We start from the raw sequence: 12,536 nt of genomic DNA, 5'->3' as shown, positions 1-12,536 counted from the left end.
GCAGAAGCTCCGGCACCCGCCATCAGGCGCATTCTTCTTCGTTTGTCTCGTTTGTCTCTCGTCTGTCTTCTATGTCTGCTTTGACCCTGACCCCGGCGCAACGCGCCGACCTGCGCTCCGCCGCCCATGCGCTGAACCCCGTCGTTCTGATCGGCGCCGACGGCTTGACGCCTGCGGTGCTCAAGGAAATCGACGGCGCCCTGAAGGCCCACGAACTGATCAAAGTGCGTGTCTTCGGTGACGAACGCGACGCGCGCATCGCCATTTACGAATCCATCTGCGACCAACTCGGTGCAGCGCCGGTACAACACATCGGCAAACTGCTCGTGTTGTACCGCCCGACGCCGGACGAAGACGACACCCCGGCGCGTGCTCGTACCGGCGGCACCGGCGCCACCGTCAAGGGTCGCGCACCGCGTACCGTGACGGTCGTCAAGAACAGCCCGAACTCCGGGCGCCGCCCCGCCGTCAAGAAGGTGACCGTGCGCGGTAACGAGCGCATGACCGCCGGCGGCATCGTGAAGAAAGCCAAGAAGCGTCAGACGAGCGTCAAGCGTCAGCGTAACGACTAATTCGGACTGACGGCGGCCGAAGCACACGCAACACCGCTTCGCCGCAGACTGGGACAGTGGTTCGTTTTCACAATTCCACTCGCCCCTAAAAACAACGCGCCCGCATAATATCGGGCGCGTTTTTTATTTGGCTGCGAGGAAAACAATCGAAGGGATTGCCCGCCCTCGCCGCCTGCGGCGTTTAGCCGCGCACAGGCTGGCGCCAAATCAGCGCCACACCCAGCAAACTCTGCAACAAATAAATGGCACTGGAAATACCGTGCAACATGCCGAAGCGTGCTGCGTAGGGCGATTGCCCGATTTCCACGCCGGAGGCTTCCGCCGCCGCCCGCAGTTCCGCCATGAACGGCTGCAATGCGAACCAGCTAATTAGCACGCACACCATCATCGCTACGGACAACCAGCGCAGGCCGCGATAGCGCTTTGCGGTCGGCTCATCGGCGCTGCGCGATACCAGCGCCGTCGCCAGCCAGACCAGAAGCACACCGCAAACGAGGCTCAACCACGCCTGCGTGTGAAACAACCGGCCCGCAACCGTACCGGCCATCGTGCGCGATTCCAACACAGTGAACAACGTCGGCGCGACGATGTAACCGATTGCCCATTGGCTCCCACACCAGAGCGTTGCCACGACTCGGAACAACCGTTCCAGTCGCGGCGCGCCCCGGGTCGACACCATGGCAGACGTCATCTCAGACGTAGCGGACATCGATGATCTCGTACTCACGCACGCCGCTCGGGGCCTGCACTTCGGCCACATCGCCCGCATGCTTGCCAATGAGCGCACGCGCGATCGGCGAGCTCACCGAAATCTTGCCGTGCTCCAGGTCAGCTTCGTCGTCACCGACGATTTGATACAGCACCGTGCCGCCGTTATCGAGGTCTTCGAGTTCGACGGTCGCGGCGAAGACCACACGACCTTCGGCATCAAGCGCCGCCGGGTCGATGATCTGCGCGGCGGACAGCTTCGATTCGAGGTCCTGAATACGGCCTTCGATGAAACCCTGCTTTTCCTTGGCGGCGTCGTATTCGGCATTTTCCGACAGATCGCCTTGCGCACGGGCTTCCGAGATCGCGATGATCACAGCCGGACGTTCGATGGTCTTCAGGCGGTGCAGCTCATCCTTGAGCAGCTCGGCGCCCCGCTTGGTCAGAGGAATGGTACTCATGCGCGTTGTTCCGAAAGACAAAAAAATTGCCGCAGCAAAGCCGCATTCGCACTTTTTGCGAACGCCGCTTGACCGCGGCTGTGACACCTATATGGCGTAAGTGTAGCAGACTTGCCGTAGCTGCCAATTCAGTCACGTATCGGGTTTCGAACGGTGACGAATCGCGCGGCAATCCGCCTGACATAATGCATTTGGCGCGTAGACCGGGGATGGGTTCCCGAGACTACGCGCCATTTTTGCGACATCGCCCGGTGCGGCCTGCACCGCGCCGGGTTTCCGCCCTGTGGCTATTCGGCCACTGACCGCCGATTACGACTGTGCCGGCAGCAGAGCGTGCAGGCTTTGCAGGTCATAGACCTCCAAGTTCTGCAAATACTTCAGACCTTCCACGGCAGCGCGGGCACCCGAGATCGTCGTGTAGTACGTGACCTTGTGCGCTTGCGCCGTCATGCGGATCGAGCGCGAGTCGGCGATTGCCGTACGCGTTTCGTCCACGGTGGTGAACACCAGGGCGATCTCGCCGTTCTTGATCATGTCGACAATGTGCGGACGGCCGTCCTTCACCTTGTTGACCACGCGCACCGGAATGCCAGCCGCCTCAATAGCGGCCGCTGTGCCGCGCGTCGCGACGATCGGGTAGCCAAGGGCGTGCAGCATGCGGGCCACTTCGACCGCGCGCGGCTTGTCCGCATCCTTGACCGTGAGCAGCACCGTGCCGGACGCCGGCAGGCGCGAGCCCGCCGCCAGTTGCGACTTGAAGAGCGCTTCGCCGAACGTACGGCCCACACCCATCACTTCACCCGTCGAGCGCATTTCCGGTCCAAGCACCGGGTCGACACCCGGGAACTTCACGAACGGGAACACGGCTTCCTTCACGCTGAAGTACGGCGGCGAGACTTCGCTCGTCACGCCTTGCTCCTTGAGCGTCTGGCCGACCATCGCACGTGCGGCGATTTTGGCCAACTGACGACCGGTAGCCTTCGAGACGTACGGCACCGTACGCGATGCACGCGGGTTCACTTCGAGCACGTAGATCGTGTCGACGCCGTTGCCTTGTTGAATCGCGAACTGCACGTTCATCAGGCCGACCACGTTCAGCGCGCGCGCCATGGCGGCGGTTTGGCGCTTGAGTTCCGCGACCGTTTCCGCCGACAGCGAGTACGGCGGCAGCGAGCAGGCCGAGTCACCCGAGTGCACGCCGGCCTGTTCGATGTGTTCCATCACGCCGCCGATGTAGACATCGGTGCCGTCCGAGATGCAGTCGACGTCGCATTCGATCGCGTCGTCGAGGAAGCGGTCGAGCAACACAGGGCTGTCGTGGCTCACCTTGACGGCTTCGCGCATGTAGCGCTCCAGATCGCGCGGCTCGTGGACGATTTCCATCGCACGGCCACCCAGCACGTACGACGGGCGCACCACCAGCGGATAGCCGATTTCGCTAGCCAGCTTGAGGGCTTCGTCTTCCGCACGTGCCGTACGGTTCGGCGGCTGACGCAGACCCAGATCGTGCAGCAGCTTTTGGAAACGCTCACGGTCTTCTGCCGCGTCGATCATGTCCGGGCTGGTGCCGACGATGGGCACGCCGTTCGCCTCCAGATCCAGTGCGAGCTTCAACGGGGTTTGACCGCCGTACTGCACGATCACACCGACCGGTTTTTCGAGGTCGACGATTTCAAGCACGTCTTCGAGCGTCACCGGCTCGAAGTAAAGGCGATCCGACGTGTCGTAGTCCGTCGACACCGTTTCCGGGTTGCAGTTGACCATGATGGTTTCGTAACCATCGTCGCGCAACGCCAGTGCCGCGTGCACGCAGCAGTAGTCGAACTCGATACCCTGACCAATACGGTTCGGGCCGCCGCCGAGCACCATGACCTTCTTCTTGTTGGTCGGTTGGGCTTCGCACTCTTCCTCGTAGGTCGAGTACATGTAGGCGGTGTTCGTCGAGAATTCAGCGGCGCAGGTGTCCACGCGCTTGTAGACCGGGCGCACCTTCTGCGCGATACGAGCCTTACGCACGGCGGTTTGATCGGTGCCGAGCAGCTTGGCCAGACGGCGATCCGAGAAGCCACTTTGCTTGAGGAAGCGCAGTTCTTCGGTGCTCAGGCTTTCCAGCGTGCGGCCGTTGAGCGCCTTTTCCTTGTTGACGATCGCTTGCAGTTGCGCGAGGAACCACGGGTCGATCGCCGTCTCGGCGTAGACCTCTTCGAGGCTCATGCCCAGACGGAATGCGTCGCCCACGTACCAGATACGGTCCGGGCCCGGCTCGCCGATCTCGGCCACGATCTCGTCGCGGTCGGTCGACTTTTCGTCCAGACCGTCCACGCCGACTTCCAGACCGCGCATGGCTTTCTGGAAGGATTCCTGGAACGTGCGGCCCATGGCCATCACTTCGCCGACCGACTTCATCTGCGTGGTCAGGCGCGTATCGGCTTCGCGGAATTTCTCGAAGGCGAAACGCGGCACCTTGGTCACGACATAGTCGATCGTCGGTTCGAACGAGGCCGGGGTCGCGCCGCCGGTGATCTCGTTGCGCAGCTCGTCGAGCGTGTAGCCGATAGCCAGCTTGGCGGCGATCTTGGCAATCGGGAAGCCCGTGGCCTTCGAAGCCAGTGCCGACGAACGCGACACGCGCGGGTTCATTTCGATGACGACCATACGGCCGTCCTTCGGGTTGATCGAGAACTGGACGTTCGAGCCGCCCGTCTCCACGCCGATTTCGCGCAGCACTGCCAGCGATGCGTTACGCAGCAGTTGGTATTCCTTGTCGGTCAGCGTCTGGGCCGGTGCGACGGTGATCGAGTCACCGGTGTGCACGCCCATCGGGTCGAGGTTTTCGATCGAGCAGACGATGATGCAGTTGTCGGCGCGATCGCGCACGACTTCCATCTCGTACTCCTTCCAGCCCAGCAACGACTCTTCGATGAGCAGTTCGCGCGTGGGCGAGAGGTCGAGACCGCGCTTGCAGATCTCTTCGAATTCTTCACGGTTGTAGGCGATACCGCCGCCCGAGCCGCCCAGCGTGAACGACGGGCGAATCACCATCGGGTAGCCGCTGCCACCGATCTCGGCGGTGATCTCCGCTTGCACGGCGAGCGCCTCTTCCATCGAGTGGGCGATGCCCGACTTGGCCGAACCGAGACCGATCTTGGTCATCGCGTCCTTGAACTTCAGACGGTCTTCGGCCTTATCGATGGCTTCCGGCGACGCGCCGATCAGCTCGACCTTGTACTTGTCGAGCACGCCGTGCTTATGCAGGTCGAGCGCGCAGTTCAGCGCGGTCTGACCGCCCATGGTCGGCAGAATGGCATCCGGGCGCTCCTTGGCGATGATGCGCTCGACGACTTCCCAGGTAATCGGTTCGATGTAGGTCACATCGGCCGTATCCGGGTCGGTCATGATCGTCGCAGGGTTGCTGTTGATCAGGATGACCTTGTAGCCTTCCTCGCGCAGGGCCTTACAGGCTTGCGCGCCGGAGTAATCGAACTCGCATGCCTGACCGATGATGATCGGGCCGGCGCCGATGATGAGGATGCTCTTGATGTCTGTGCGCTTTGGCATAACGTTCTCAACAAAAATTTAACTCAGCGTCGCGGTCGCGAGCTTCACACCGAAGCCGACGAACAGCGCGCCCACGCCGCCGGTCGCCCCGGCGCTCAACCGGCGACGTTGCCGGAAGTGCTCGGCCAGACGGGAACCGGCCAGGATCAGCGTGCTCAAGTACAGGAAACTACAGGTCTGCACGATCACGCCCAGCACTGCAAACGACAGTGCCGGCCAGGCGTAGCCCGGATCGACAAACTGGATGAAAAACGACACGCAGAACAGGATCGCCTTCGGATTGAGCAGGCTGATGAACAGCGCGCGGCGAAACGGCTGATCCGCGTTGACCTGCTTCGGCGGTGCCGCCACGGCCCCCGGATTCGCGCGCGCGGCACGCATGTTCTTCACAGCGCCGCGCAGCATGTTGAAGCCCATCCAGCACAGGTACGCTGCGCCGAAGTACTTCACTACGAAGAACAGCGTCGGCTGGGCATGCAACAGCGACGCGACGCCCGCGGCCGCAAGGGCCATAAGAATCGTGTCGCCGAGGAACACCCCGCAGGCGCCCGCGTAGCCTTGCCGAACGCCGCGCTGAGCGGCCACCGACAGGACATAGATCGAATTCGGCCCCGGCAGCAAGATGACCACCACCACTCCGGCCAGATAGGTCCAGAGGTTGACGATGCCGAGTGAGTTTCCGAGCATGGTGCGTGTTTCCCGATCCGTTCGTCGCCGTTAGGCGGCTTGTTTTGCGTCGGCCATCGACTGCACGAAGCGGTCGAACAGATAGCCGATGTCGTGCGGGCCAGGCGAGGCTTCCGGGTGACCCTGGAAGCAGAACGCCGGGCGGTCCGTCAGTTCGAAGCCTTGCAGCGTGCCATCGAAAAGCGACACGTGCGAGACGCGTGCATTCTCCGGCAGGCTGTTCGCATCGACGGCGAAGCCGTGATTCTGCGAGGTAATCACCACGCGGCCCGAGGCCAGATCCTTCACCGGATGGTTCGCGCCATGGTGGCCGGTCTTCATCTTGAGGGTCTTCGCGCCGACGGCCAGGCCCATGATCTGGTGGCCCAGACAGATACCGAACGTCGGAATGCGGCGCTCGAGGAACGTCTTCGTGGCAGCGATGGCGTAATCGCACGGTTCCGGATCGCCGGGGCCGTTCGAGAGGAACACGCCGTCCGGGTTCAGGGCGAACACGTCCTCGGCCGAGCTTTGGGCGGGCAGCACCGTGACCTTGCAGCCGCGCTCGGCGAGCATGCGCAGAATGTTGCGCTTGACGCCGTAGTCGAGGGCGACCACGTGGAACTGCGGGTCTTTCTGCTCGCCGTAGCCTTCGCCCAGACGCCATTCCGTCTGCGTCCAGGAGTAGCGCTCGGTGGTCGAGACGACCTTGGCCAGATCCATACCGGCCAAGCCCGGGAACGACTGAGCGAGTGCGATGGCCTTGCCTTCGTCGGCTTCTTCACCGGCAAGAATGCAGCCGTTCTGCGCGCCCTTCTCACGCAGGATACGGGTCAGGCGGCGCGTGTCGAGACCGGCGATGGCGACAACGCCTTCGTCTTTCAGATATTGCGACAGGGTTTTGTCGGCGCGGAAGTTCGATTCGAGGATCGGAAGATCCTTGATGATCAGGCCGGCGGCATGGACTTTCGTGGCTTCGACGTCTTCACCGTTGACGCCCGTGTTGCCAATGTGCGGATACGTCAGCGTGACGATCTGGCGCGCATAGCTCGGGTCGGTGAGGATTTCCTGATAGCCGGTGATGGCCGTGTTGAACACGACTTCGCCGATGGTGTGACCGGCAGCGCCAATGGCGTACCCACGAAAGACCGTGCCGTCAGCGAGCGCGAGAATAGCGGGTGGGAATGACGGCAGCACGGGAAACTCCTGAAGGGTTCACCCCGGCTGCCAGCCCCATCGTCCGCTCGCGATGACATCAGCGCGGGCACCGGAATTGCGCGGAATATGCGCACAGCGGATGCTCGGACTGCGGACGAGATGTCAGGCGGGTAGGCGCTAGGGTGAGGGTTAAGTGACTAAAACCTTCAAAGTATAGCGCAAATCCCAATCATCTCAAAGCTGAACGTGCGGAGTACCAGTACGCTCTGCGTTCTCCCGGGGGGCAAGGCCGCCGACAGACGAATACGCAGAGGGGATAGGGAAGTGAATGCCCGCCCGCTGGGCCGCCAGCACGATATGGCGCTCCATCGCCGCCCCTGCGGCAGCGCCATCGCGGCGGCGCAGCGCGTCGAGGATCTCCAGATGTTCATGATAGGTGGAAAGCACGAGTTCACGCTGATAGAACGGCAGGCGCTGGCTTTCCATGACGATTTCCGTGCTGCCGCGCAGAATGTCGGCGATCGCCCCATTACCGGCAAGTCCGACGATGCGCAAATGGAACGCGAAGTCGAGCTGCGCCGCCGTATCGACGTCACCTTCGATGAGCGCGGCCTTCATGTCATCGACGTTGTCCGTGAGCCAGGCCATTTCGTCGTTGCTGGCCGCGTGAGCCGCCAGCCGAGTGGCAAAGCCTTCGAGCGCGTACCGAAGCTGATAGGTATCGGCGAGCGAAATCTGGTCGGCGAAGCGCCAGGCCACGCCCACGCGTGCCGACGCGTCGCTCACATACACACCCTTGCCGGGGCGAATGGAGACCATGCCAAGCGCTTCGAGCGTCGAGAGAGCTTCGCGCAGCGAGGCGCGGCTGATCGACAGCTCTTCGGCGAGTTGGCGTTGCGACGGCAGCATCGCGCCGGTCGGGTAGACCTGACGCTCGATGCGTTCGCGGATGATGGCGACGGCAGCGTCGGTTACGGCGTGTGCCGAATGCTTCATGGGGCCTCACAAGTCGTGCAGAGATATCGCACAAGCCGCGCAATCGCACACGGCTCGGTATGCCGCATTGTACGACGCCAAATATCGGGCGATGCGCCGCGGCCCCGCCGTGCCGCCCATGCCGCCCCCCCCGTGCCACCATCCCCGCATCATCCTCCCATTACCCGCGTGGGCGCCCACGCGCCTTGGCCGCGTGAGCGTGGTGTTCCGGGTGATCGCCCAGCAGGCGGCGCACCACGCCGTTCGTCCAGCCGAAACCATCTTGCAGCGGATACTCCCCGCCCCCACCGCCACAGGCCGACATGACGTCGCTCGTATGCAGCGAGTATTTCTCCACCAGCTTGCTTTCCCGGGTGTAGAGCGCCCCGACCGTCGCAAGCCAGCGATGGGCGATGTCCTTGGCCAGCAGGTTTTCGCCGTACTTGCGCAAGCCGTGGATGGCAATCCATTGCAGCGGCGCCCAGCCGTTGGGCGGGTCCCATTGCTGAAGGCTAGACGTCTCCGTCGTGCGCAGCCCGCCGGCAGCGATCAGGCGTGCAGCCATCGCACGCGCAGTGCGATGCGCCTGTTCAGGCGTGGCGAGACCAACGAACAGCGGCGTAGCAACGGCGGCCGACAATTGGCGGCGAATCGCCCCGAGTTGCCAGTCGTAATCCATGAACGCGCCGTCCTCATGGCTCCAGAGATGCCGCGTCATCGCGCTGCGACGGGCTTCGGCGCGCGCAGCGAACGCCTGCGCCGAAGCCGTATCACCGCTCGCCTCGCTAAGCCGGGAAATATGCCGTTCGGTGGCGTACAGGAAACTGTTCAGATCGACGGGCAGAATTGCCGTCGTGCGGATCGACGACAAGTCATTGGCGTCATCCAGCCAGCGCGAACTGAAGTCCCAGCCCGACGCCGCCCCGGCGCGCAAGTCGCGATAGACCTCCCCCGCGCTACGCCCCGTCGCATGCAACGCCGTGTTCACATCTTCGAGATAGCCCTCCTCCCGTGGCGTATCGCGCTCGTCCCAATAGCGGTTGAGCATTGCGCCATCGGGCAAGCGCACCAAATGGCGGAACGCCTCGCCAACTGCAAGCGAGTCCTCCCCTGCCATCCAGAACGCATATTCACGAAGCAGATGCGGCAAATAACGCGCCGCACGCGCCACCCCATGCGACTCGAAGAGCTCGACCATCAAGCCGTACATCGGGGGTTGCGAGCGGCTCAGGTAGTACGTGCGGTTGCCGTTCGGCACGTGCCCATAGGTATCGATGAGAAACGAAAAGTTATCGGCCATGTTCACGAGCAGGTCGTGGCGTCCGCTCTGCGCGAGCCCGAGCATCGTGAAATAGGAGTCCCAATAATAGAGTTCGTGAAAACGTCCGCCGGGCACCACGTAAGACTTCGGTAACGGCAACAGCGAGCTATAGGCCGGATGCGCGTGCGGGTACCGGGTGAGCACTTCCCACAGGCCATCGATGTGCGCCACCAGTCCCTGCCCCGGATCCGACACATAGTGACTATCGGGAATGCGTTCGATGGAAAAATGCGCCGAGACAAATGCCGAGAGATCGAAGCCCGGGCGCGCGGCATCGTCGCGATAGCGCCTTAGCACCTCCTCGGGTGCCACCTGCGGCACGCAATCGACGAACGTTTTGCTATCCGGAAAGATGCGCTGCGTCTGCACGGCGACGAACAGTTCCTGATACCGGTCGGCGGGCGTCAGCACATCCGAGGGCGCCACATGCGCCACGTCCGGCGTCATGCCGCCTTGCGAGAGCGTGCGTTGTGCGGTGTCGGTCATGGTCATTGCTCCGAATAATTCCAGAGCAGCCCGCCGTCGACGAAGACCGTCGTCCCCGTGACATAACTGGCTTCGGGCGATGCCAGAAACAAAACCGCGTTAGCCACCTCACTGGGATCGGCGAGACGCCCGAGCGGAATATTCGCAAGCAGCGCGTCGAGTTCCGTCTTGTTCTTGAGCAGTTGCTGATTGATCGCGGTGCCGACCGCACCGGGCGCGACGTTATTGACCGTGATTCCGAGCGGCGCGAGTTCGATGGCGAGATTGCGCATCATCATCTTCATGCCGCCTTTGCTGGCGCAGTAGCTGGTGAAATGCGGGAACGGCAATTCTTCGTGCACCGAACTGACGTTGACGATTCGTCCGCCGCGGTTCGTATCGCGCAGATGGCGCACGAACGCTTGTGTAAGAAAGAAGGCGCCTTTGAGGTTGATATCGAGCACGAGGTCGTAGTCGGCTTCCGTGACATCCAGAAAGGCCGCGCGGCGCTCGACACCGGCGTTATTGACCAGCACGTCGATGCGCCCCATCTTCGCGACCGCCTGCGACACGACATCCTGAACGTCCGCCACGCGCCCGACATCGCCAGCAATGACACAGCCGTCGCTACCGGCCTTGCGCACGGCATCGAGCGTCTGCTCGGCCATCGCGCTGTCTTGCCGGTCTTCCACGACGATGCGCGCGCCCTTCTGTGCCAAACGAATCGCAATCGCTCGCCCAATGCCTTGAGCGCTGCCCGTGACGAGTACCACCGTGTCTCTCATTCGCATCGCGCCTCCCTGCCCTGCGTGAGTTGGGGTTACCCAATGCGACCCCGCGCCGGAAACCGAAGTTCCGGCGGACATACAAGTGCCACCGAGCTGATCCATCCTGTAAAACCGGCACGCTGAGCGCGCGCTGGAGGCATATCGTCACCTAGGGTATCCCCTCAGCGGAAGCGCCTTGACCGCCATATATTGACTTTCTAATATTCGCCATAACACCACTGGTCAGACCGGTATGACTTGTAGAGATACACTGCCCGATGGTGAGGAAAGCGCCGTACCCGCAGAGCCCCCGAAAGAGCAATCCGTTGTTGTAGAGCCCATCAAATTCAGAAAGATCTACGCAGGCAGAGGAGACACACCATGCCCAGGCTGTTCCGTTCGTTGTTTGGCCGAGTCGTCATCGCGTTGGTAATAGGCGTGGCACTTGGCATCTGGTTCCCGCAGTTGGGCGAGTCCTTGCGTCCGCTGGGCGATGGCTTCCTCAAGCTCATCAAGATGGTGATTGGCCCGATCGTCTTTTGCGTCGTCGTCAGCGGTATGGCGAGCGCGGGCGATTTGCGCAAAGTGGGCCGTGTCGGCGTGAAAGCCGTGATCTATTTCGAGATCATCACCACCTTCGCGCTGGTCATCGGCGCCGTGCTGGCGTGGGTTACGCGTCCGGGTGTGGGCATGAACATCGACATTCGCAGCCTCGATCCGAGCGCGATGGCGACCTACACCGAGAATGCCAAGAGCCTGAAAGACACGGCTGGCTTCTTGTTGAACATCATCCCCAACACCATTACCGACGCGTTCGCCAAGGGCGACATTCTGCAAATTCTCGTCTTCTCCGTGATGTTCGGCTGTGCACTCGCGGCGCTCGGCGAGCGGGGCAAGCCGGTGGCGCGTTTCATCGAAGACTTGAGCCACGTGTTCTTCCGCGTGATGGCGTTCATCATCCGCCTGGCCCCGCTGGGTGTGCTGGGTGCGGTGGCGTTCACCACGGGCAAATACGGTGCGTCGTCGCTCAAGCAACTGGGCATGCTCGTCTTCGTGTTCTATCTGAGCTGCGCCGTGTTCGTGACGGTGGTGCTGGGTGGCGTGCTGCGTCTGGCGGGCTTCAACATCTTCAAGTTCATCAAGTATTTCCGCGAAGAGTTGTCCATCGTGCTGGGCACCGCATCGTCCGACGCTGTGTTGCCGACCATCATGCGCAAGCTCGAATGGATGGGCATCAAGAAGTCCACGGTGGGTCTGGTCGTGCCGACGGGTTACTCGTTCAACCTCGACGGCTTCTCGATCTACCTGACGCTCGCCGTCATCTTCATTGCGCAGGCCACCAACACGCCGCTGTCCATTCACGATTTGATTCTCGTGGTGCTCGTGTCGCTGCTGACGTCCAAGGGCGCGCACGGCATCCCGGGTTCCGCCATCGTGATTCTGGCCGCGACGCTGGCGGCGATCCCGGCCATCCCGGTCATCGGTCTGGTGCTGATTTTGCCGGTCGACTGGTTTGTCGGCATTGCCCGTGCGATCACCAATTTGCTGGGCAACTGCGTGGCGACGCTGGTCGTGGCGGCGTGGGAGAAAGACGTCGATTTTGCGAGAGCGCATCAGGTGCTCAACGGCGCACTGCCCTATGAACCGACTGTGCAAGCCGCCGAAGACGACGACGTCCAAGCTTCACCGGCCAATGCTGCACTGACACGTTAAACGCGCGGGTCAACCGTCACACGACGCGACCCGCAGCTTTCTGCCGACGCGCCTCCCCTAACGCGTCGGCCACTTTATCTGGAGTTCAAAGCAAGATGGCCCTCGTCCCGCAAGATCCGAACGCACCGGAATTCGTGCGCCGTTACGTCAATCTGGCCGATCCGCGTCTGGG

10 protein-coding genes are annotated in these 12,536 nt (G+C 62.4%); 2 read left to right on the top strand and 8 right to left on the bottom strand.

Annotation, left to right across the window (positions count from 1 at the left end; all coding sequences use genetic code 11):
- The first annotated feature begins 71 nt into the window (after positions 1-71).
- Positions 72-572 carry a ribosome assembly RNA-binding protein YhbY gene (gene yhbY / locus ACPWR9_RS06640; RefSeq protein WP_426297909.1) on the top strand — a complete coding sequence of 167 codons (501 nt, stop codon included), beginning with the start codon at positions 72-74 and terminating at the stop codon, positions 570-572.
- Positions 573-753: 181 nt separating this feature from the next.
- On the opposite strand, the gene ACPWR9_RS06635 is transcribed toward yhbY, so the two are convergent.
- The 8 genes from ACPWR9_RS06635 to ACPWR9_RS06600 all read right to left on the bottom strand — a co-directional run bounded on the left by ACPWR9_RS06635 (position 754) and on the right by ACPWR9_RS06600 (position 10,675).
- Complete coding sequence (locus ACPWR9_RS06635) at positions 754-1,281, bottom strand: DUF4149 domain-containing protein (RefSeq protein ID WP_426297911.1); 528 nt, start codon at positions 1,279-1,281, stop codon at positions 754-756.
- Entirely contained in the window at positions 1,265-1,741 is a 477-nt protein-coding gene (greA, locus tag ACPWR9_RS06630) for a transcription elongation factor GreA (protein ID WP_058377905.1), read from the bottom strand. The genes ACPWR9_RS06635 and greA overlap by 17 nt, the downstream gene beginning before the upstream one ends.
- Before the next feature lie 309 nt (positions 1,742-2,050).
- On the bottom strand, positions 2,051-5,299 hold the full coding sequence (gene carB, locus ACPWR9_RS06625) for a carbamoyl-phosphate synthase large subunit (protein WP_426297913.1): 3,249 nt from the start codon (positions 5,297-5,299) through the stop codon (positions 2,051-2,053).
- Between the two features lie 18 nt (positions 5,300-5,317).
- Positions 5,318-5,986: a leucine efflux protein LeuE gene (gene leuE / locus ACPWR9_RS06620; protein ID WP_150681388.1), complete on the bottom strand. Its 669-nt coding sequence runs from the start codon at positions 5,984-5,986 to the stop codon at positions 5,318-5,320.
- 30 nt (positions 5,987-6,016) lie between these two features.
- A complete protein-coding gene (carA, locus tag ACPWR9_RS06615) occupies positions 6,017-7,162 on the bottom strand; it encodes a glutamine-hydrolyzing carbamoyl-phosphate synthase small subunit (RefSeq protein WP_426297915.1) in 1,146 nt (381 codons plus the stop codon).
- 195 nt (positions 7,163-7,357) lie between these two features.
- Positions 7,358-8,119, bottom strand: a complete 762-nt coding sequence (locus ACPWR9_RS06610) for a FadR/GntR family transcriptional regulator (RefSeq protein ID WP_426297917.1) — start codon at positions 8,117-8,119, stop codon at positions 7,358-7,360.
- A gap of 160 nt (positions 8,120-8,279) precedes the next feature.
- Positions 8,280-9,905 carry an alpha,alpha-trehalase TreF gene (treF, locus tag ACPWR9_RS06605; RefSeq protein ID WP_426297919.1) on the bottom strand — a complete coding sequence of 542 codons (1,626 nt, stop codon included), beginning with the start codon at positions 9,903-9,905 and terminating at the stop codon, positions 8,280-8,282.
- Between the two features lie 2 nt (positions 9,906-9,907).
- Positions 9,908-10,675, bottom strand: a complete 768-nt coding sequence (locus tag ACPWR9_RS06600; protein WP_426297921.1) for an SDR family NAD(P)-dependent oxidoreductase — start codon at positions 10,673-10,675, stop codon at positions 9,908-9,910.
- Positions 10,676-11,032: 357 nt separating this feature from the next.
- Here ACPWR9_RS06600 and ACPWR9_RS06595 point away from each other — a divergent pair, with 357 nt between their 5' ends.
- Positions 11,033-12,364, top strand: a complete 1,332-nt coding sequence (locus ACPWR9_RS06595; RefSeq protein WP_426297923.1) for a C4-dicarboxylate transporter DctA — start codon at positions 11,033-11,035, stop codon at positions 12,362-12,364.
- The last annotated feature ends 172 nt before the right edge of the window (positions 12,365-12,536 follow it).

The organism is Pandoraea pneumonica, from assembly GCF_049918595.1.
Taxonomy (GTDB): Bacteria; Pseudomonadota; Gammaproteobacteria; order Burkholderiales; family Burkholderiaceae; genus Pandoraea; species Pandoraea pneumonica_A.
The sequence above is the reverse complement of the archived record's forward strand: the minus strand, read 5'-3'. Positions and strand labels throughout refer to the sequence as shown.